Source organism: Aliiroseovarius marinus, from assembly GCF_050881025.1.
Classification (GTDB): Bacteria; Pseudomonadota; Alphaproteobacteria; order Rhodobacterales; family Rhodobacteraceae; genus Aliiroseovarius; species Aliiroseovarius marinus_A.
Genome location: NZ_JBNNXQ010000001.1, coordinates 114,974 through 135,651, shown reverse-complemented (window position 1 = coordinate 135,651; position 20,678 = coordinate 114,974). Strand labels below are relative to the sequence as shown.

At 59.8% G+C, this 20,678-nt stretch carries 23 protein-coding genes; 15 read left to right on the top strand and 8 right to left on the bottom strand.

What is annotated here, in order from left to right:
* Positions 1–2: 2 nt before the first annotated feature.
* From ACRY08_RS00600 to ACRY08_RS00590, 3 genes are read left to right on the top strand one after another with little or no spacing between them, the layout of a single operon-like run.
* Positions 3–755 (top strand): biotin--[acetyl-CoA-carboxylase] ligase, encoded by a 753-nt coding sequence (locus tag ACRY08_RS00600; protein ID WP_432448824.1) that lies wholly within the window; start codon positions 3–5, stop codon positions 753–755.
* A gap of 11 nt (positions 756–766) precedes the next feature.
* Positions 767–1,546, top strand: coding sequence for a type III pantothenate kinase (locus ACRY08_RS00595; protein ID WP_432447870.1), 780 nt, complete (start codon positions 767–769; stop codon positions 1,544–1,546).
* Positions 1,543–3,204, top strand: a complete 1,662-nt coding sequence (locus ACRY08_RS00590; protein WP_432447869.1) for a ribonuclease J — start codon at positions 1,543–1,545, stop codon at positions 3,202–3,204. The genes ACRY08_RS00595 and ACRY08_RS00590 overlap by 4 nt, the downstream gene beginning before the upstream one ends.
* A 77-nt stretch (positions 3,205–3,281) precedes the next feature.
* On the opposite strand, the gene ACRY08_RS00585 is transcribed toward ACRY08_RS00590, so the two are convergent.
* The 5 genes from ACRY08_RS00585 to ACRY08_RS00565 all read right to left on the bottom strand — a co-directional run bounded on the left by ACRY08_RS00585 (position 3,282) and on the right by ACRY08_RS00565 (position 8,803).
* A complete protein-coding gene (locus ACRY08_RS00585; RefSeq protein WP_432447868.1) occupies positions 3,282–4,766 on the bottom strand; it encodes a DEAD/DEAH box helicase in 1,485 nt (494 codons plus the stop codon).
* Between the two features lie 181 nt (positions 4,767–4,947).
* The gene (locus ACRY08_RS00580) at positions 4,948–5,571 is read right to left on the bottom strand and encodes a hypothetical protein (RefSeq protein WP_432447867.1); all 624 of its coding nucleotides are present in this window, start codon (positions 5,569–5,571) and stop codon (positions 4,948–4,950) included.
* Between the two features lie 3 nt (positions 5,572–5,574).
* Positions 5,575–7,182 (bottom strand): peptide chain release factor 3, encoded by a 1,608-nt coding sequence (locus tag ACRY08_RS00575; protein WP_432447866.1) that lies wholly within the window; start codon positions 7,180–7,182, stop codon positions 5,575–5,577.
* 56 nt (positions 7,183–7,238) lie between these two features.
* Complete coding sequence (locus ACRY08_RS00570; protein WP_432447865.1) at positions 7,239–7,751, bottom strand: hypothetical protein; 513 nt, start codon at positions 7,749–7,751, stop codon at positions 7,239–7,241.
* A 23-nt stretch (positions 7,752–7,774) separates the two neighbouring features.
* Positions 7,775–8,803 (bottom strand): Hint domain-containing protein, encoded by a 1,029-nt coding sequence (locus ACRY08_RS00565; protein WP_432447864.1) that lies wholly within the window; start codon positions 8,801–8,803, stop codon positions 7,775–7,777.
* Positions 8,804–8,982: 179 nt separating this feature from the next.
* On the opposite strand from ACRY08_RS00565, the gene ACRY08_RS00560 reads away from it, so the two are divergent.
* The 4 genes from ACRY08_RS00560 to ACRY08_RS00545 all read left to right on the top strand — a co-directional run bounded on the left by ACRY08_RS00560 (position 8,983) and on the right by ACRY08_RS00545 (position 12,522).
* Complete coding sequence (locus ACRY08_RS00560) at positions 8,983–9,762, top strand: SDR family oxidoreductase (RefSeq protein WP_432447863.1); 780 nt, start codon at positions 8,983–8,985, stop codon at positions 9,760–9,762.
* Between the two features lie 126 nt (positions 9,763–9,888).
* Positions 9,889–10,932, top strand: a complete 1,044-nt coding sequence (locus tag ACRY08_RS00555) for an aldo/keto reductase (RefSeq protein ID WP_432447862.1) — start codon at positions 9,889–9,891, stop codon at positions 10,930–10,932.
* 11 nt (positions 10,933–10,943) lie between these two features.
* Positions 10,944–11,486, top strand: coding sequence for a lipocalin family protein (locus ACRY08_RS00550; RefSeq protein ID WP_432447861.1), 543 nt, complete (start codon positions 10,944–10,946; stop codon positions 11,484–11,486).
* A 130-nt stretch (positions 11,487–11,616) separates the two neighbouring features.
* Complete coding sequence (locus ACRY08_RS00545) at positions 11,617–12,522, top strand: EamA/RhaT family transporter (RefSeq protein WP_432447860.1); 906 nt, start codon at positions 11,617–11,619, stop codon at positions 12,520–12,522.
* 3 nt (positions 12,523–12,525) lie between these two features.
* On the opposite strand, the gene ACRY08_RS00540 is transcribed toward ACRY08_RS00545, so the two are convergent.
* Positions 12,526–13,227 carry an NUDIX hydrolase gene (locus ACRY08_RS00540; protein WP_432447859.1) on the bottom strand — a complete coding sequence of 234 codons (702 nt, stop codon included), beginning with the start codon at positions 13,225–13,227 and terminating at the stop codon, positions 12,526–12,528.
* Positions 13,228–13,243: 16 nt separating this feature from the next.
* Positions 13,244–13,666: a DUF983 domain-containing protein gene (locus tag ACRY08_RS00535; protein ID WP_432447858.1), complete on the bottom strand. Its 423-nt coding sequence runs from the start codon at positions 13,664–13,666 to the stop codon at positions 13,244–13,246.
* A gap of 199 nt (positions 13,667–13,865) precedes the next feature.
* Here ACRY08_RS00535 and ACRY08_RS00530 point away from each other — a divergent pair, with 199 nt between their 5' ends.
* The 4 genes from ACRY08_RS00530 (at position 13,866) to ACRY08_RS00515 (ending at position 16,171) form a co-directional block, all read left to right on the top strand.
* The gene (locus ACRY08_RS00530) at positions 13,866–14,477 is read left to right on the top strand and encodes an EF-hand domain-containing protein (protein ID WP_432447857.1); all 612 of its coding nucleotides are present in this window, start codon (positions 13,866–13,868) and stop codon (positions 14,475–14,477) included.
* A 188-nt stretch (positions 14,478–14,665) separates the two neighbouring features.
* Positions 14,666–15,250, top strand: coding sequence for an RNA polymerase sigma factor (locus tag ACRY08_RS00525; RefSeq protein ID WP_432447856.1), 585 nt, complete (start codon positions 14,666–14,668; stop codon positions 15,248–15,250).
* On the top strand, positions 15,237–15,653 hold the full coding sequence (locus tag ACRY08_RS00520; protein WP_432447855.1) for a hypothetical protein: 417 nt from the start codon (positions 15,237–15,239) through the stop codon (positions 15,651–15,653). Before ACRY08_RS00525 ends, ACRY08_RS00520 begins: the two co-directional genes overlap by 14 nt.
* Positions 15,650–16,171, top strand: a complete 522-nt coding sequence (locus tag ACRY08_RS00515; RefSeq protein WP_432447854.1) for a periplasmic heavy metal sensor — start codon at positions 15,650–15,652, stop codon at positions 16,169–16,171. Before ACRY08_RS00520 ends, ACRY08_RS00515 begins: the two co-directional genes overlap by 4 nt.
* Before the next feature lie 220 nt (positions 16,172–16,391).
* Here the strand turns inward: ACRY08_RS00515 and ACRY08_RS00510 are convergent, their stop codons facing one another.
* A complete protein-coding gene (locus tag ACRY08_RS00510; protein ID WP_432447853.1) occupies positions 16,392–17,777 on the bottom strand; it encodes a diguanylate cyclase domain-containing protein in 1,386 nt (461 codons plus the stop codon).
* A gap of 97 nt (positions 17,778–17,874) precedes the next feature.
* Here ACRY08_RS00510 and ACRY08_RS00505 point away from each other — a divergent pair, with 97 nt between their 5' ends.
* The 4 genes from ACRY08_RS00505 (at position 17,875) to ACRY08_RS00490 (ending at position 20,658) form a co-directional block, all read left to right on the top strand.
* Complete coding sequence (locus ACRY08_RS00505) at positions 17,875–18,153, top strand: DUF3572 domain-containing protein (protein ID WP_432447852.1); 279 nt, start codon at positions 17,875–17,877, stop codon at positions 18,151–18,153.
* Between the two features lie 34 nt (positions 18,154–18,187).
* Positions 18,188–18,880, top strand: coding sequence for an HAD family hydrolase (locus tag ACRY08_RS00500; protein WP_432447851.1), 693 nt, complete (start codon positions 18,188–18,190; stop codon positions 18,878–18,880).
* A gap of 124 nt (positions 18,881–19,004) precedes the next feature.
* Entirely contained in the window at positions 19,005–19,604 is a 600-nt protein-coding gene (locus ACRY08_RS00495) for a heme NO-binding domain-containing protein (protein ID WP_432447850.1), read from the top strand.
* A 52-nt stretch (positions 19,605–19,656) separates the two neighbouring features.
* Positions 19,657–20,658 carry a diguanylate cyclase domain-containing protein gene (locus ACRY08_RS00490; RefSeq protein WP_432447849.1) on the top strand — a complete coding sequence of 334 codons (1,002 nt, stop codon included), beginning with the start codon at positions 19,657–19,659 and terminating at the stop codon, positions 20,656–20,658.
* Positions 20,659–20,678 lie beyond the last annotated feature (20 nt).

Here is a 20,678-nt window from a genome sequence, read left to right as displayed (position 1 = left end):
GCCTGCCCACATGGCCCGAAGGCGTTGCGAAACGCATTCTCGCCTCGGTGGACAGCACCAATGAAGAGGCCCGGCGCATCGCGTCGGGCCTTTTGGGCCCCACATGGATCCTGGCTCTGAAACAGACCGCGGCACGCGGACGGCGAGGACGGGCGTGGAAATCACCCAAGGGGCATTTTTCCGCCACGCTTGTCATGCGCCCGAACGAAACGCCAGACCGCGTGGCCCTGCGCAGTTTCGTGGCCTCGCTGGCGCTCTATGACGCCTTTGCCGCCGCCACAGGGCGGGTGCAGGGGCTGGCGCTGAAATGGCCCAACGACGTGCTTTTGAATGGCGGCAAGGTGGCAGGGATCCTGTTGGAAAGCGCGGGTCTTGCGGGGGGGCAGGTCAGCCATATCGCCATTGGCGTCGGTGTGAACCTGATCGACGCGCCGGACCGGGCGCAGGTTGAACCCGGCGCGGTGGCCCCGGTCAGCCTGGCTGGCGAAACCGGCGCCCACGTAACGCCGGAGGAGTTTCTTGATCTTCTGGCCCCGGCCTATGCCCATTACGAGGCACAGTTTGTGACCTATGGCTTTGCCCCCATCCGCGAGGCATGGCTGGCCCGCGCCGCGCGTCTGGGCGAAACAATCACCGCCCGTACCACCCGCGACGAATATGTGGGGCGATTTGAAACAGTGGACGAAGCGGGCAACCTTGTCCTATCAACGGCGAAATCCCGCGAGGTGATCCCCGCGGCTGAAATATTCTTCTAAGGGGGTGGCCCATGCTTCTGGCCATTGATTGCGGCAATACGAATACCGTCTTCTCGATCTGGGATGGCGAGAAATTTCTGTGCACGCTCAGAACCTCGACCCACCATTCCCGCACCGCAGACGCCTATTTCACGTGGTTTTCGACGCTGATCAATCACTACAAGATTGACCCGGAAATCACCGGGGTCGTGGTCAGCTCGACCGTGCCGCGTGTGGTCTGGAACCTGCGCGTTTTTGCCGATCGTTTCTTTGGCTGTCGCCCGCTGGTTGTTGGCAAAAACGACTGCCTTTTGCCTGTGGCCCCCCGTGTCGATCAGGGCACCACGCCCGGCCCGGACCGGCTGGCAAATGCGGTGGCCGGGTTTGAACGCTATGGCGGCGATTGCATGGTGGTGGATTTCGGCACCGCCACGAACATCGACGTGGTGGCCCATGATGGCGCCTATATCGGGGGCGTGATCGCACCGGGGGTGAACTTGTCGCTGGAGGCCCTGCACCAAGGGGCGGCCGCGCTGCCTCATGTGGATGTGACCCAGCCAGACAAGGTCATCGGCACCAACACCGTGGGCTGCATCCAGTCCGGCATCTTCTGGGGCTATGTGGGCCTTATTCAGGGGCTCGTCGGGAAAGTGAAAGACGAATACGGCCTTCCCATGAAGGTCATTGGAACCGGAGGGCTCGCGCCGCTCTTTGAACAAGGCGCGCATCTCTATGACGAGATTGACCACGATCTGACCATGCACGGTCTGATCAAGATTTACGACTACAACAAGGAACAGGGCAACATATGACCGCTGACCGTCTGATTTACCTCCCGCTGGGGGGCGCCGGCGAGATCGGCATGAATGCCTATGTCTATGGCTATGGCCAGCCCGGAAAGGAACGTCTGATCCTTGTGGATCTGGGGGTGACTTTCCCGGATATGGACACCACGCCGGGTGTGAACCTGATCATGCCGGACGTCACTTGGTTGGCCGAGAATGCAGAGCGGCTCGAGGCGATTTTCATCACCCACGCGCATGAAGATCACGTGGGCGCGGTGGGGCGTTTGTATTCCAAGCTGCAAGCGCCGGTGCATGCGCGCCCCTTCACCCGCTTTCATGCGCAGCGCAAGATGGAAGAGGCGGGGCAGGTGCCCGAGGCGATCATTGAAGCAGGCGTTTACCCGCAGGTGATCGAGGCGGGCCCCTTCAAGGTGTCGTTCATGCCGCTCAGCCATTCGATCCCCGAAAGCGCGGGGCTGGTGATCGACACGCCCGCAGGCCGGATTGTGCATACGGGCGACTTCAAACTGGATGAGACGCCAGTGCTGGGGGATGCGTTTGACGAAGCGCTGTGGCGCGAGATTGCAAAACCGGGTGTGAAGGCACTGGTCTGTGACTCGACCAATGTCTTTTCCCCCAATGCCGGACGCTCCGAGGCCGAGGTCGGCCCCGAGCTGGTCACGCTTCTGAAGGACGCGCCGCATATGGTCGTGGCGACCACCTTTGCGTCGAACGTGGCGCGGGTGAAACAGCTGGCCGAAGCGGGCAAAGCGGCTGGCCGCTCGATCTGTCTGCTGGGTCGTGCCATGCGGCGGATGATCCAGGCGGGCATCGAGACAGGTGTGTTAGAGGATTTCCCAACCACGGTGACGCCCGAGGATGCGCGCGATATTCCCCGCGAAAACCTGATGCTGATCGTGACCGGGTCTCAGGGCGAACGCCGTGCGGCCTCGGCGCAATTGGCGCGGGGCAAATACATGGGGCTGACCATGGCGGAAGGGGATATGTTCCTCTTTTCGTCAAAAACCATTCCCGGCAATGAACGCGGTGTGATCCGCATCATGAATGCGTTCTCAGAGATGGGTGTCGAGCTGGTGGCCGAGAACGACCGTTACCACGTGTCCGGACACGCGAACCGCCCGGACCTGTTGCGCGCGCATGAGATCATTGACCCCGAGATGGTGATCCCGATGCATGGTGAACACCGACATTTGCGTGAACATGCAAAACTGGCGCAAGACGCTGGACGTGCGTCGATGGTCGTGGTGAATGGCGCTATGTGTGATCTGACCGGGGATGCGCCGCATGTTGTGGAACATGTTGAAACGGATCGGATTTATCTGGATGGAGACATTCTGATCGGCGCGCTGGACGGGATCGTGCGCGACCGGATCAGGCTGGCGCTAAACGGCCATGTGATCGTGAACGTGATCCTGGATGGCGACGAACCACTGGGCGAGCCATGGGTCGAGCTGATGGGCCTGCCCGAGGTTGGTCAGTCCAAAGCCCCCTTGGTGGATGTGTTGGAAGAAGACCTCGGTCAGTTCCTGATGCGGGCAGGCCGCAAGACCCTGCGCGATGAAGACAAGCTGGGGGACGAGTTGAAACGCATCGCCCGCAAATCCACCAATGACGAGATCGGGCGTAAACCTGAGGTCACGGTGGTTGTGAGCCGGCTTGAGTGACCGGCCTGTCCCATGATTGAAACGAAAAAAGCGAAGTCTGATCGACTTCGCTTTTTTAATTTTATACCCGTTCCGATTTAACCGGTACGCCGCTCGTCAAAGCTTTTCGCAATGAAATCAGGCATATGATCGCCCATGCCGACAGGGCTTTGGTCACGCCGACCTCCACCGCGCCCACGATTGCGGGCGGGTTTTTCATCCCGGCTGGACTTGTCGCGGCTGGGCTTTTTGTCCTGCGCGACGGGCGCGTCTTTTTGTTCCACGGTGTTGGTAGCCGTGTCCGCATTGACCTTTTCAGGCTTGGCACTGTCTGACTTGCGACCACGGCTGCGGCGGGGCTTGTCTTCGGTCTGCGCCTTGCCAGTCGACTTGTCAGCTGCGCCCTCTTTTGCAGGCTTTTCAGCTTTGCCTTTGGCCAGCGGATTGTCGATGCGGGGCACTTCTTTTTCGATCAGACGTTCGACCGCATCCAGGTTCTTATCATCGCGCGGTTCGCAGATCATGATCGCCTTACCAAGACGACCGGCCCGGCCCGTGCGGCCAATGCGGTGCACATAGTCTTCGGCATGGCCCGGCACATCATAGTTGAACACATGGCTCACATTCGGGATGTCCAGCCCGCGCGCGGCCACGTCAGAGGCGCAGAGGAATTGCAGCGTGCCCGCGCGGAACCCGTCAAGCACTTCCATACGCTTTGATTGGTCCAGATCCCCATGGATCGCCGCCGCGTTATAGCCGTATTTCTTCAAGGATTTCGCGGTGATATCCACATCCGTCTTGCGGTTGCAGAAGATGATGGCATTGGTGCAGGCCTCGCCCTCGCGGTCAATGAGCGCGCGCAGAAGCTTGCGTTTTTCCGATGCCGCACGGTCCCGGCGCGAGGCTTTGAACATGCAAAGCTCCTGCGTGATCGTCTCGGAAGTGGTCGCCTGACGGGCCACTTCGATACGTTCAGGGTTGGACAGGAAGGTGTTGGTGATCCGCTCGATCTCGGGCGCCATGGTGGCCGAGAAGAACAGGGTTTGGCGCGTGAAGGGCGTGAGCGAGAAAATCTTCTCGATATCCGGGATAAAGCCCATGTCGAGCATCCGGTCAGCCTCGTCCACCACCATGATCTGCACGCCGGTCAAGAGAAGTTTGCCGCGTTCGAAATGGTCCAGAAGGCGGCCCGGTGTGGCGATCAGAACGTCGACACCACGGTCAATCGCCTGATCCTGTTCCTTGAAACTGACGCCGCCGATTAACAGCGCCTTGGTCAGTTTCACGTGTTTGGCGTAAACGTCGAAGTTTTCGGCCACCTGTGCGGCCAGTTCGCGCGTGGGGCACAGCACCAGCGAACGCGGCATCCGCGCGCGGGCGCGGCCACGGGCCAGTGCGGAAATCATTGGCAAGGTGAAGGATGCGGTCTTGCCGGTGCCGGTCTGGGCGATGCCCAAGACGTCGCGGCCTTCCAGCGCGGGGGGAATGGCGCCTGCCTGAATGGGGGTGGGGCTTTCATAGCCCGCTTCGTCGATGGCTTTCAGCACCTTGGGGCTGAGTTTCAGATCAGAAAACTTGGTCATGTATGTCCTGTTTCACGGACATCTCGCGCCCGTGCGGCTGATGAAGGGAGGGCCCGTGTGGCCTGTGCGCGTCTTCGCGCCCCTTCGATTGGTTAGGGGCCTAAAGAAAAAAGGGGCTGGGGTCAATGACGGGGCTGAAAACGGTGCGTTTCGGCGCAAACCGTTGCCTTTGCTGCACATCTTAGGCGGATTGGGCCAGCACTGGGCGAAATCCTGCGCGCAGGGTTGCAACCGTTGGGGCCGGGGTCAAAACGGTGACCTTGCCGGTTGGGCGCGGCAGGGGGGTGCCATAGCCTGTGGGGGCATAGGGCAGGCTTTTATCGCCCACCAGCAGACAGGGGGTGCTGTCATGCAAGATGAAACAGCCATCGGGCAGATCGTCAGCCTGTGCAGAATGGCGGATGTGCTGGCGGCTACGGGTCACGCGGGCGCGGTGCAACTGGTGGTCCATATCCTTATGCCCCATCGCACCATGTGCCTTGGCCCAGGCGGTTTTGAAATCTGCATAGGCGTCGGGGCGGCAATAGGCGCAGGGGCGGTGACCGGCGGCCAAACCGACGGCTTCATCCAGAAAGAACAGCGGCGTCCAGGCGCGCGCGGGCATGGGCCCATGATAGCGGCCCTTGGGGTGTTTCAGATCGCAGATGATCCAATGCTGATGTCGCCAGCGTGACGTGCCCAGCCGGCCGTCCGTGAAGGGCAGATTGCCACGGTTTCCCGTAAACATCCCACGCGCTGGGTCCGCCACCACCTCGCCCGTGGGCAAAACGCGGTTTTGCAGGGGCGAGGGGCGGGGTGTGCACATGGATCAGACCATCATTTCCTTGGTGGCCGACAGTTTCAGGTCCGGATAGTCCCGTTCAACACGGTCGATATCCCATTGAAGACGCGTCAGAAAAACCGGGTCACCGTCATTGTCATGGGCGATGTGCTGTTTGTTGGCCTCGACCAGCTTCTCGACCTCGGCCTTGTCACCGATGATCCAGCGCGCCGAGGTGAATTGCGATTGCTCAAAGCGCACGGGAAGTCCGTATTCCAGCTCGATCCGACTGGCGAGCACTTCGAATTGCAGCGCGCCGACGACGCCCACGATAAAGCCCGAGCCGATATTGGGTTTGAAGACTTTGGCCGCGCCTTCCTCGGCAAATTGCATCAGCGCCTTTTCAAGGTGTTTGGCCTTCATCGGATCGCCTGCGCGCACGCCTTGCAGCAGCTCGGGCGCAAACGAGGGGATGCCGGTGGCGCGGATCATCTCGCCTTCGGTCAGCGTGTCACCGATGCGCAGCTGGCCGTGGTTCGGGATGCCGATGATGTCGCCAGCCCAGGCCTCTTCCGCCAATTCGCGGTCGGAGGCGAGGAACAAGACCGGGTTCGACACCGCCATGGGTTTTTTCGAGCGCACATGGGTCAGCTTCATGCCGCGTTTGAAATGGCCCGAGGCCAGCCGCATGAAGGCCACGCGGTCGCGGTGTTTCGGGTCCATATTGGCCTGAACCTTAAAAACAAAGCCCGCGACCTTCTTTTCCTCGGGTGCGATGGCGCGCGGATCAGCCTGCTGTGGTTGCGGTTCTGGGCCGTAACTGGCGATGCCCTGCATCAGCTCCTGCACGCCAAACGAGTTGATTGCCGAGCCGAACCAAATGGGCGTCATATGGCCTTCCAGCACGGATTGCGGGTCGAGCGTGGGCAGAAGCTCCTTGGCCATCTCGACCTCTTCCAGGAACTTCTCCAGCAGATGCTCGGGCACGTGTTCAGCCAGTTTGGGGTCGTCCAGCCCGTTGATCTCGACGGTTTCGGCAACCACGTTGCGGTCGGCGCGGTCCATCAGCTCCAGCCGGTCATTCAGAAGGTCATAACACCCCATGAAGTCCCGCCCGACACCGATGGGCCAGCTGGCAGGCGTCACATCGATGGCAAGGTTTTCCTGAATTTCGTCAATGATGTCAAAGGTGTCACGGCTTTCGCGGTCCATCTTGTTACAGAAGGTCAGAATGGGCAGATCGCGCAGGCGGCAGACTTCAAAGAGTTTCTGCGTCTGGCTTTCCACACCTTTGGCCCCATCGATCACCATGACGGCGGCATCCACCGCGGTCAGTGTGCGATAAGTGTCTTCCGAGAAATCCGAGTGGCCGGGCGTGTCGACCAGATTGAACCGATATTTGCCGAAATCAAACGACATGGCCGAAGCCGAGACCGAGATGCCCCGGTCTTGCTCCATCTTCATGAAGTCCGATCGCGTGCGCCGCGCTTCGCCCTTGGCACGCACCTGACCCGCCATCTGAATGGCGCCACCATAAAGCAGGAATTTCTCGGTCAGGGTCGTCTTGCCCGCATCCGGGTGGCTGATGATCGCAAAGGTGCGACGGCGCGCAATCTCGGGCGGCAATTCGGGGCGGTTTGTGTTCGTATCCAACATGGCCCGGCTATAACCGGACGGGCGCGGCAGCGCAATCCTGCCGCCGCGCGCGGTTATCACCGGGTGCTCAGGCTCACCGTCACAAGGTGATTATACTGGGACACGCCGCCGATGATCGTCACACCATTTTTGCGAAACAGCTCGCGCCCGCGTTTGCCACCGGCGGGTTTGAACCCCTGTTCGCGTAAGGTTTGGCGCACGATCTCACCAACCTGGTGCAGCGAGGCATAGCTTGACGAGGTCACGTTGCAGCTGTTGTTCTTTTTGCCAAAGCTGGCGGACAGCTCTGTCATATTGATCCGGTCGATGGTGCGATCCCCAAGGCGCTTGCGGTAGCCAAAGGTCGATTTCTCATAGCCATAGGATGCCATACGCGCCTGTGTGACCGGCGCGCCGCCAGAGAGCATGGTCAGACAGTCGGCAAGCACAGGTTTCAGGCTTGTGTTGAGCGTGGCCATAACGCGCGCGCTGGCTGCCGCATTGGCTTTTTCACGGGTCTGATCGGTTTGGCCGCTGTTGCAGGCCGCTGTTGCTGCGACCAGCGCAGCAGCAAAAATGATTTTCTTCAATGTCTTACCGTTTAATTGCTGAGTTAACGTTTCGAAGCACCTTTTAAGAGGCTCACCGCATCTTTTCCACCCACATCTGACGGGCTGACTTCGTGGGCGGGCGCTCGATTTTGGTGATAGGGCGCGTCGGCAGGCAGTACGTTTTTGTTGATCTGGTCCACAAACAGGCTTTCTGCAGCGATCCCTTCGGCATAGATGATCTCGTGCTTGTCAAAAAGCAGTTGGTGGTAGTCAACAAAGCCGCCTTCGGACTGGGTGACGGTGGTGCCGTTGACCAGAAGGCCCGCTTTGACCAGCACCTCTTTCTTGCCGGTTTCAAGTGCGTCGACGCGTTGATAGATGAACAGCCGGTGACCGGGGCTGAGTGTCAGGTCGCGGTCGTTGTTCAAGGCGCCGGCCTGAATGACAATGGGTGCAAAAGCCCCGGCGGCGCGCACGGTCTGCTGACCAATCCAGCGGATCGTTTGCGGGCCGCTGTCGCGGGTCAGCAGTTTGTCGCCCTCTTTCAGTTTTTCGATGGGCACCTGCTGGCCATCTGCCAGCGTGATATGGGTGCCCGCGACGAAAGACACGCAGGCCGTTTCAGCCAGTCGCGCGCGCGCGCCCTCGCGGTCGATGGTGACCAGGGCGTAGAGCTGTTCGGGATCAAACGGGGTCAGCGGATAGACGTGAACCGCCTCGATTTCTTGCGCGTGCAGGTCGGTTTCCACCAGGATCAACGCCTCTTTCGTGCGCCCATGCGGCCCCATGAAGGTGACAAGACAGTCCAGAAAGACAGGCGCACCGGGCTGGCCGGTTTCGCTGGTTTGCGCCACGCGGAAATGCCCGTTGTCGGGGTCAGCCCTTAAGGCCAGCGGGCGCGCCGTTGCGTTCGGCACCACCCCATAGGCGTCTTCCAGCACCAGTTCCGAGGCGTCAGACAACGCGTCGCCTTCGTTCACACCATGGCGCACGCGAAAGCTGTCGGCCCCATAGACCTGCAGGATCTGCGTGGCAGGTGGTTCGGTCTGTGATTTGGCAGAAACGTCGTCATGGGAGGTTTCGGGGGGCATGGCGGACCTGAAGTGAGTGTGAGGGTGAGTGGAATGCACGCAAGGCTGGGCCGGAAAACACTAGGAGTTGGGGGCAGGCGGGTCAACCGGCAGCCGTCATGATCCGGGCTTTTCCCTTGTGGCGCGCGGCGCTAGGGTGACGCGGCAAGTGAACGCAAATGTCATGGAAGGGCAGCCGAATGGATCTGGGAATTTCTGGGAAAACAGCGCTGGTTTGCGCCTCGTCAAAAGGGCTGGGGCTGGGGTGCGCCGAGGCTTTGGCCCGCGAGGGCGTGTCTTTGGTGATGAATGCGCGTAGCGAAGGACCGCTTGAGGCCTCGGCCGCGGCCATCCGGGCCGAAACCGGCGTCGAGGTTACCACGGTTGCCGCTGATATCACCTCGGCTGAGGGGCGGGATAAGGTGCTCGCTGCCGCAGGTCAGGTGGACATCCTTGTGACAAATGCGGGCGGTCCGCCTCCGGGTCTGTGGTCAGACTGGTCGCGCGACGATTTCATCGCGGCGTTTGATGCGAATATGTTGACACCGATTGCGCTGATGCAGGCGTTGATCCCGTCAATGGCTGCACGGGGCTGGGGGCGCATTGTCAACATCACCAGCCAGTCGGTGAAGGCTCCGATCCCGGTGTTGGGCTTGTCCAACACGGCGCGGGCCGGGCTGACCGGGTTCGTTGCGGGCACAGCGCGGCAGGTGGCCGGGCAGGGGGTGGTCATCAACAACCTGCTGCCGGGCATCCACGCCACTGATCGCGCCGAAGCACTGGATGGCGCAGTGGTCGACGCGCAAGGCATCACGATGGAAGAAGCCCGCGCGCAGCGCTTCGCCACCATCCCGGCGGGGCGCTATGGCACGCGGGATGAGTTTGGTGCGGCCTGTGCGTTTCTGTGTTCCCAGCATGCCGGTTTCATGGTGGGGCAGAATATCTTGTTGGATGGTGGGGCGGTAAACACCACGCTTTAGGCGGGGTCGTCCCCCGGCACCTGATCCTTTCCATGGATCAACAAAGGGTTGCACCTGTTGTTCAACTGGGCAAACTGGCGCGCAAATCGGGCTTGATGTTTAAAACCCGAAATCTGGAGAAACGCGATGAGAATGAACATGCTTGCCGGCGGTGCGCTGGAGGTCAGCGCGCTGTGTCTTGGGTCGATGACCTGGGGCTCGACCAACACCGAAGCCGAAGGGCACGACCAGATCGACATGTTTCTGGACCATGGCGGCAATTTCATCGACACGGCCGAGATGTACCCGGTGAACCCGATCAAGGCTGAACGCTGCGGCGCGTCAGAGGCGACGATTGGCAGCTGGCTGGCCAAAACCGGGCGACGCGATGATGTGGTGATCGCCACCAAGGTCTCGGGTGACAATCCGGGCTGGAAACGCGGCGGCAAAGGCTATGACAGCGCGGTGATTTTCGAGGCGGTCGATGACTCGTTGGAAAAACTGCAAACCGACTATATCGACATTTACCAGACCCATTGGCCGCTTCGGGGCAGCTATGCGTTTCGTCAGAACTGGCGCTTTGATCCGTCACATCAGGACCGCGCCCAGACCGAAGCCCATATGCGCGATGTGCTGGGGGCGATGGATAAGGTCGTGAAAGCGGGCAAAGTGCGCCATTTCGGTCTGTCCAATGAAAGCGCGTGGGGCACGGCCAATTGGTTGCGCGTGGCGCGCGAGATGGGCGCGCCCGAGGTGATCTCGATCCAGAACGAATACAGCCTCATGCACCGTCTGGCCGATACGGATTTGGCCGAGCTGTGCGTGAACGAGGATGTAGGCCTGTTGTCCTATTCCCCCTTGGCGACCGGGCTTTTGACCGGCAAGTATCAGGGTGGCGCGGTGCCTGCGGGTTCGCGCATGTCGATCTATCCCGGTCTGGGCGGGCGGGTGACCGAGGGAGCGTTTCCGGCGGTGGATGCCTATCAGGCGGTGGCTGACAAACATGGTCTGGACCTTGTTCAGATGGCTTTGGCCTTTGCCGTTTCGCGCCCCTTCATGGGGTCGACCATTTTCGGGGTCTCGACGCGTGAACAACTGTCACATGTGCTGGAGGGCAAGGATTTAACGCTGTCAGAAGATGTCCTTGCGGATATCGATGCGGCGCATCGCGCCCATCCGATGCCGTTTTGAGGGAGGCCGCAATGCTGACACGTCGCGCTGCGTTGAAGACCACTGCAGGCATGGCTGTGACCTCTGCGCTTGCCGGGTGTTTGGGGACGGGCGGGGGCGAGGGCGTTTCTTTCCATCGCAACACCAAACGCCCGATCAGCTCCACCACCCGGTTTGACGCCGCCCGCTTCGCCGGGCGCTGGACCATCCGCGGAGAGATGGTGCATCCGGGTGACGTGCCAACCTTTGGATCGGTTGTGTTCCACGCCAGTGGGGCAGGCATCAGCGGGTTGGAAATCCATGCAATGAAACGCGGCGGCGAAGGTTTGCTGGAACGCTATGACACCACGCAGCCTGCGCCAGGTCGTATCGTTGTGGGCCGCGCGCCCTTTGACACGCAATATTGGGTGCTTTGGGTGGATGACGATTATCGCACCGCCGCGATCGGCACGCCTTCGGGCAGTTTTGGCTGGATCATCGACCGGGAGCGGTCCGGCGGCGAGGATCGCGTGAAAGCCGCCCGCGACGTGTTGGCGTTCAACGGCTATGACATGAGCCGCCTGGAAACACGCTAGAGCTTTTCCAGCTATTGCCCGATCACATGAGTAGCTGGACACGCCCACCATCCTTGCACGTCGTGCTGCGTTTCCATATCACTTTGTTTCAACGGAATATGGAAACGCTTTAGAAAAGGCGTACGAGATCATGCACGCCTGGATCCCCGTCACGCTGCTTGCCGCGTTTTCGCAAAACCTTCGGTTCATGCTGCAAAAGCGGCTGAAAGACACGCGGCTGACTTCGACCGGGGCGACACTGGCGCGTTTTGCCTATTCTGCACCGCTGGTGGCGTTGCTGATGGCGGGGTATTTCAGCGTGACCGGTCAGGCCGTGCCCACACCGTCACCAAGCTTTTTTGCCTTTGCGCTGACCGGGGGCATCGCCCAAATTCTGGCCACGATCTGCGTGGTTGCGCTCTTTGCGGAACGCAATTTCGCGGTTGGGATCACGTTCAAGAAAACCGAAGTTGTCTTGACCGCGCTGGTTGGGCTTGTGGTGCTGGGCGAGGGTGTCGGGATCGCCGGGGCGCTGGCCATCGGGGTTGGGTTTCTGGGCCTGATCCTGTTGTCAGACCCGCCCGAAGGCACGGCGCTGGGCTGGGGACGGTTTTTCAATCGCGCGGCGGCGTTGGGGCTGGGGGCCGGGCTGCTTTTCTCGGTCTCGGCGATTGGCTATCGCGGGGCGTCGCTGTCCCTGGATACAGGGGCTGTGGTGGCGCGCGCGGGTTTCACGCTGGCCGTTGTGACCGCGTATCAGACGTTGATCATGATGCTTTGGATGGCGCTGCGCCAACGAGGCGAGATTGGCCGGGTATTTGCCGCCTGGCGGGTTGGTATCTGGGTCGGGATGACCTCGATGGTGGGCAGTTTTTGCTGGTTCACCGCCTTCACGCTTCAAAATGCGGCCCTGGTCAAAGCGCTTGGGCAGGTCGAGCTTTTGTTTTCCTATGCTGCCACGCTTTTCGTGTTTCGCGAAAAGGTCACCGGGCGAGAATATGCAGGCACTGCATTGATCCTCGCCTCGGTTCTGGTGTTGGTTTTGTTTCTGAACTGATCCTCAGCCCGCAGCTGACAGAGGTCCGACCCCACCCAGACGCTCGAACAGGCTTTCTTCGTCGGAATTGTTGAAAAACGGCACCTGTGCAGGCGCGCCCAAATCGGGAAGGTTGCCGACGATTTCGGCCAGAACCACCTCGGTGATAAAGGGCAGGTCAAACCGGCGCACATCATCCAGAGGGATCCACTGCAAATGACTCAACTCGTCCGATGCGCGCGAAAAATCGTCGATATCAGTGCGCAATTCCCCCGCATCCACCGCGAAAAAGCGCGCATCGAAACGGCGCGGGCGGCCTTTGGGGGTGATCGCACGGAAAGTAAAGGCCATGCCTTTGGCTGACGGAATAAAGCCTGCATCTGCAAAGCCTTCCCATCCTTCCGGCACGGCCCCGGGCCATGTGCCCGGCGCGCCCAATATCTGCCCGGTTTCTTCCCACAGCTCACGGATTGCAGCAACCAACAGCGCCTGTGCCTTCGAGGCATCCGCCCGCTCTGCCAGTCGGGTCAGGCATGGCTCGGCTCCGGCATCTGCAAGCGGGATATCGTGATCACCCGCATCCAGCGCACCGCCCGGAAATACAAACTTGTTGGGCATGAAGGCCGCCTTCGCCCCGCGTTGTCCCATCAAAACCTGAGGCCGCGTGTCCTTGTCGCGGATCAGGATGACCGTGGCCGCGTCGCGGATGATCTTGGATTTGTCCATATTAGGCGCCTCTGATTTAACTGTTGTCTTTGGGGCCGGCAAAGCCATGCATGCGTTTGGCCCATTGGAACCCAACCATGAAGCCTTTGAAGCGCGGCAGAAGGTAAAGCGATGCCGCCACCACACCAACGGTAAAGATCGTGGCCAGCATCATCGGATCCTGCACGAAATGCACATAAACGATATGCAGAAGCGGTGCCATGACATGCCCCACCACGATGATGGTCAGATAGGCCGGGCCATCGTCCGCGCGCTGGTGGTGCAGCTCTTCGCTGCAAACAGTGCAGCGGTCATTCACTTTCAGATAGCCCTGAAACAGCTTGCCGGTTCCGCAGTTGGGGCAGCGTTTGCGCCAGCCTTTCCACAGGGCGGGCTTCACCTCGCGTTCGTTGGTCTCAAGCAAATTGGGGGGCGAGGGCTGGGTGGTTACGTCGGTCATATTGGTTCCTGTGTCACGCGTCCGCTCAGTTTACGCGGAACGTCCGGGAAAATCACACCCTGAATTGAGCTTGCGGCGGCGTGTCGCGGAAATTTGCGATTGTTGCGACGGAAAACCACGACCCGTGCGTTTTACCTGTATCAAGCCGGACAGCACGCAAGGCGCCGGCATATGAGGCAAGACACCAAAGGAGACTGTCATGAAGCTGACAAAGAAAACTGCCGCAACCGCCATTGCCCTTGGATTGGGGGCGGCCCTGACGCTCACCTCGACCGCCGCCATGGCGTTTGGTGGTGGCAAATCCGGAGAGCGCGGCATGATGGGCCCCCGCGGCGGATTCATGCAGATGGAATTTGCGGATATTGATCTGGATAAATCAGGCCAGATCACCGTTGAAGATCTGGCCGCCGCCGCCAAGGTGCGCTTTGACGCCGCCGATGCCGATGGCAATGGCGAGCTGAGTTTGGATGAGCTGAAAGCCCAGGCCGAAAAGAAGATGGCCGAACGTATGGCTGCGAAAGGCAAGGGCGACGGCAAGCGCAAGGGCAAGATGATGCAAAAGCGCATGGGCTGGAAGCTGGAGAATATGCTTGAAGATCGCGATGCCGACAAGAACGGCAGCTTGAGCTTCACGGAAATGGCCCCAGAGACCGCCAAGCTGGATCGCATGATTGATCGCTTTGACACGGATGATGACAACGCGATTTCATCCGCTGAATTCGACGCGGCTCAGAAAGAGATGTTCATGCGCCATGGGGCGAAGGGGCACGGCAAACATGGCGGTAAATCTGGCGGCAAGAACGACGGCTAACGTCACGTGACCGCACCTGTCCTGGGGCGGGTGCGGTTGGTTGTTTCCGATCTTGGGAACGGTTAAAGCGTTTCCAGATTACGTTGAAACAACGGGATGTGGAAACGCCGCGCAACATGTAAGGATGGTGAGCGTTTCCAGTTATTGCTGTGATCCAACAATAACTGGAAACGCTTTAGGCAGAGTGTATGGATATGGCCCTGGACGCGTATGACGGCGCGGCAGATGAGACGCTTCTTGTACTATACGGGAACGGCGACCCTGTCGCGGCTCAGATCCTCACCGGGCGGCTTGCGCCGCGGGTGTTGGGTTTTGCCACGCGTCTTTTGGGGGACCGGACCGAGGCCGAGGACGTCACGCAGGAAGCGATGCTGCGCCTTTGGAAACAAGCGCCGAATTGGCGCACGGGCGAGGCGAAACTGTCGACCTGGCTCTATCGCGTGGTGTCCAACCTGTGCACGGACCGGCTGCGCAAAAAGCGCACGGTGGATATCGATGCCATCGAAGAGCCAAAGGATGATGCGCCTCAGGTGGTCGAGGGCATGATCGCGGCGGATCGGGCCAAAGCACTCGAGGCGGCGTTGATGACGCTGCCGGAACGACAAAGGATCGCCGTCACGTTGCGGCATCTCGAAGGGGCTACGAACCCTGAAATTGCAGAGGTTCTTGATATCAGCGTCGAGGCGGTCGAAAGTTTGACTGCGCGGGGCAAACGGGCGCTGGCAGCCGCATTAGCGGGGCGCCGAGAGGAGTTGGGTTATGGCGAAAACTGACAGATCTGAAATTCCGCATGATGATGCATTGGAGGCATTCTTCAACGCCGCGCGACAGGATAATCCGGCGCCGTCAGATGCTTTGATGTCTGCCATTCTCGCGGATGCCGACAGGCTGCAGCCGCAGCCAAAGAAGCTGGAACGTGACGCCGAGATGCCGGTCAAACAGGGCGCGGTCAAAGCGATCCTGTCTGCCATCGGCGGTTGGCCATCTGCAGCCGGGATGGTGACAGCCACCGTTGCTGGCGTGTGGATCGGGTTTGCGCAACCGGTGCAATTGGAACTTCTGTCGGGCGGATTGGTGTTGAGCGGCACGTATTCGGAAGATCAAACCGACTACAGTTTGGAAGATCTGGCCCCCAGCTATCTGGACACAAGCCTTTTTGCGGAGGATGAAGGATGAGCGAGACCTCGAACAAGACAGGCCCTCAAGGGCCCGCAAAACCGCGCCGCAAATGGCCCAAAGTGCTTTTGGCTGTGTCTCTTACGCTGAACCTTCTGGTGATCGGGCTGGTTGTCGGGGCCAAGGCAGGCGGGCACCACGGTCGGAGCTTTGATCCGCGCGGGCCGGAACGTGACGTGATTGGGCGGCTGGGATTTGCCCCGCTGGCTGGTGCGTTCACGCCCCGTGATCGCCGCGCCATCGGAAAAGAGATGAAAGCGCGTTCGGGATCGTACCGGGATCACGGGAAACTGCTTGAGCAAGAGTTTTCCGCGATGCTTGAGGAGTTGCGCGCCGACCCGTTTGACGCAGACAGGTTTGCGCTGTTGATGCAGTCGCAGGCGGATCGCATGCACAGCCGGGCGCAAACCCTGCGCGGGTTGGTGATTGATCGGATCAGCCTGATGAGCCTTGCGGAACGGCGCGACTTCGCAGATCGTATCGCGCGCAAGGTCAAGCGCGGGCGGCACTCAGATTGACCCGCGGCATGGCGGAACCCGCCCGTGAAATCACAGCAGATGCAATTGGCTCATAGTTTTGGGGTGCAGAAACCGTTGTGCCGCCAAAGAGTTGGCGGGATTACGGCCGAAAGCGTTTCCAGATGGGGTTGAATGAACGTGATGTGGGTGCGCCGCGCAACATGTCAGGATGGTGGGCGTTTCCGGTTGTTGCTGTGATCGGGCAATAACTGGAAACGTTTTAGGCAGCACTTTGCACAAATGTCACCTGATTGCGCCCGTCTGACTTGGCAACGTAAAGCGCCCGGTCAGCCGCTTGCAAAAGCTCTTGCATGGACTTGTGGCGTCCCGGCTCAGGTGTCGAAACCGCAACCCCGATGGACAGGGTCACGTCCAGGTCCTGCCCGATACCATGGGACCGGATCGGCTGATCCCCGATCGCGCGGCGCAACCGTTCGCCCATGATCCGGGCGGCGGTTTCATCCGTCGCGGGCAGGGCAATCAGGAATTCCTCGCCGCCAAAGCGGGCCACGAGGTCGCTGTCGCGCATATTGCTGCGCAGCCTGTTTGACACCTCGATCAGCACCTCATCGCCGACCAGATGGCCATATCTGTCATTGACCGATTTGAACCGATCCAGATCCAATATCATGATTGCATAGGGCTGCCGTTTCTCAAGGCTCTCTTGTTCCAGTCGCTGCAAGTAAGATTGGGCATAGCGGCGATTGTGAAGCCCTGTCAGCGGGTCCTGAAGCGCCAGTTCCAAGCCGCTGCGCACATTCTCACGCAACGCATCGGCTTCGGTCTTGCGGGCCAAAAGCCGGTCCAGCTTTACCGCCAGTTCAGCTGCATCAAATCTCCCGCGCATGGCGGTATCGGCGCCAAGATCCAGCGCCATCGAATTTGGAGACGGCGTTTCCCCGCAATCCTGCACCACGATCACCGAATGACGCGTGGTGCGCCGCGACCGCAGCTCGCTGACCAGCCGCAACCCATCCGAGGTTTCCGCAAGTGTCGAGCCGATGATGAAGGCATCGGGCACCCTGCTTTGTGTCGACAGGTCCTCCAGCGCCTGAGATTGGGTCATGATCAGCAATTCATGGCGAAATTCTGTCGCAAGATGCATGCGCCAAAGGATGCCGGTTTCTGCATCCGGTGCAATCAGTGCCACCTTGGCGCGCCCTGCAAAGGCCTGCGGCGCCTCGGCCACACCAAATTCATGCGCCAAATCTTTGCGGCGCAGAACATCGTCATAGGTGCCACGACGACGGATCAGGCTGCGCACCGTGGCCAGCAACGTCGATTCGTCCAGAGGTTTGCCAAAAACCTCATCCGCGCCCGCCTTAAGGATTTCCAGCCGGGGTTCATTGGCAGAATCATGGGCGATCACCAAAAGGGGGATATGGGTCAGCACGGCATCCGCCTTGAGCTGTTCACAGAGCGCGCTGGCAGACCGGTTCCCATCCGCGCCCAATATGATCAGGTCCGGCCGACAATGTCGTGCCATTTCAACCACTTCGCCGCTGGTGTCCGCCTGGACCACATCATAACAAGAGGCGGTCAGACGAACTTTCAGCACGATACGATTTGTCAAGAAATCGTCGGCTATCAAAATTCTACCTGACATGGCTTGCTCGCTCTTGTTTTTCCGTTTCAGCAACGCTTTGGTAAGTATTGCGACGGATTGGTTAAGAAATCCTTGCCAAAAACGGAATGGAGCGCCCGTGACACCGGAAACTGCCGAAACTTTTGCCCTACAGACCCTTGGCTGGCTCATCTCAAACGACGAATTGCTGCCCGTGTTCATGGGGTCAAGCGGCGTCGATCAGGCGGCGTTAAAAGCCGGGGCCTCGGACCCGGCATTTCTGGCGTCAGTTCTGGATTTCATCATGATGGATGACGCTTGGGTTATCGCGGCCTGCGAAGCCCTTCAGGCGCCATATGAACGCCCGTCACAGGCTCGGCAGGCTTTGCCGGGCGGAGCACAAACTCATTGGACGTGATCCTCTCAAGCAACGGTAATATATAGGAAATATCATGCGCGCAGATGCTGTTCTCTTTGACAAGGATGGAACACTTTTCTTGTTCGAAGCCACTTGGGAGGCCTGGGCCGAGGCCGTTTTACTGCGCTTTGCAGATGGCGCGCGCGCGCGCGCCACAGAATTAGGGCAGGCTATTGGATTTGACTTGCCCAATCGGCGCTTTGCGCGCGACAGCGTCGTGATTGCCGGGACGCCAGAGGAAATCGTAGGCGAGCTTGAGCAGCTGCTGGATCTGCCGGGGGACCAGATTGAAGATATTCTGAATGAAGAAGCGGCCCGTGCACCGCAGGTCGAGGCCGTGCCGCTGGCCCCTTTCCTGAACGATTTGCGCGCCCGCGGGCTGAAGCTCGGCGTTGCAACGAACGATGCCGAAACCCCTGCACGCGCGCATCTGGACAGTGCCGGGGTGACCGGATTGCTGGATTACGTGTCCGGATATGACAGCGGCCATGGGTCGAAACCCGATGCTGGCCCCTGTCTGGCCTTCGCGCGGTTTTTGGGGCTGGACCCGTCACGTGTGGCCATGGTCGGCGACAGCCTGCATGACCTGCATGCGGGGCGCGCTGCGGGCATGCAAACCGTTGCGGTGCTGACGGGCCTTGCCACGGAGGTCGAGCTTGCCCCGTTTGCCGATGTTGTGCTGCCCGATATCGGGGCGCTGCCAAGCTGGTTAAGCCAGGCCGGATAAGGGCCGATTTTGTTCAATTTGAGCGCAACTTGATCAAAAAACGGCGATTTGATCCGGTCGGATTTGGAAACTGTTAATCCGGCACAGCCTACACTCGCGTGAATTGCGATGAAGTGAGTGTGGAATGCTTGGGCTGATCTTTCTGTCATTTGAAGGGTTTATATGCCAGACCTATAATCCCGAGGTCTGGCGCGGCGCGTTGCGTAAATCGGCCCATGAGGCAGATGGGTTTGAACCGCTTTTCCAGTATGACGATGTGATTGCGGCGACGCTGATCGAAGAAATCTCGGGCAGTTTGCGCAAATCCCCGCAATCGCTTCTTGAGGATTTCGGCACCTATCTGGTGACGAACCCCGTTTCGGAACGTGTGCGTCGCCTGCTTCGGTTCGGGGGCGTTGACTACGAAGACTTCCTGCATTCGCTTGAGGATCTGTCCGGGCGTGCCAGCCTGGCGGTGCCTGACCTGAACCTGCCCGCGATAGAGGTGAACGAAGCATCAGGGCTGTCCTTTGAAATTCTCGTGGAAGACCCGGAAGGGTATTTGTCGGCGGTATTATTGGGCATCCTGCGGGCCTTGGCGGATGACTATGGCACGCTGGCGATCCTTGAGCTGGTGCCGGGATGTCAGGATGACCGCGGCGGCAAGCGTCTTTTGACTGCGCAGCTCGTCGACATGTCTCATGGAGAGGCGCGAGAATTCCAACTGGTTGCAAACGCGGAATAAGATGACAAAGTTTGACAGGATAAACGTTCCCCTCAATGCATTTGATCATGTGATGCCGATGCATCTGATCCTAGACCTTGAAGGTCGGATCACCCATGCTGGGCCGACAATCGCAAAAGTGCTTGGGCCAGACTGCCCAATCGGTCAGAACGTGTTTTCACTTTTTGAACTGCGCAGGCCCAAAAAGATCACCTCGATTCGTCAGGTGCGCCAGCTGGTGGGCACCAAAGTGTACCTGCGTTTGAAAGACGATGCAGGCCTGCCCGTGAACGCAACGGTCACCTTGTTGGGCGCAGGCGAGGCCTTGTTGCTGAACCTGTCATTTGGCTACAAGATCGTGGATGCGGTGGCGCGGTATGATCTGTCTGGCTCGGATTTTGCGCCCACGGATCTGACTATTGAACTGATGTATCTGGTCGAAGCGAAAACAGCCGCCATGTCAGCCTCTCACCAGGCAGCAGAGCGGCTGCAGGGACAGAAAAGCGAGGCCGAGGCCGCAGCCCTTACTGACGGTTTGACCGGGTTGGCCAATCGCCGCGCGCTGGAACTGTCGCTCGAGCGGATGATCGAGACGCAGGCGGGGTTTGCCCTGATGCAGATTGATCTGGATTTCTTCAAGGCTGTGAATGACACGTTGGGCCATGCGGCGGGGGATGCGGTGCTGGAAAAAGTATCTCAGGTCCTGCGCGAGGAAACGCGTGAAACGGATGTTGTGGCCCGGGTTGGCGGGGATGAATTTACCATATTGATCAACCGGTTACCAAGTGCAGATCGGTTGGCGCGTATTGCGGAACGTATCATCGAAAAACTGGAACGCCCCATCCCCTTCAAAGACGAACTGTGTCGGATTTCGGCCAGTATCGGCATTGCGCAATCAGATCAATATACCCCCGCAGAGCTGACAATTGCGCGTATTGTCGAAGACGCAGATCACGCGCTTTACGGGGCAAAACGCAACGGGCGGGCCTGTTTCTGTATCCACGGGGTCGCGCAGTCGGTGCACAGTCCCCGGCAGGTCGTTACATCTGTTGACATGGGGCAGGGCGGACAATAGCAGACGGGTCATCAGTCCCT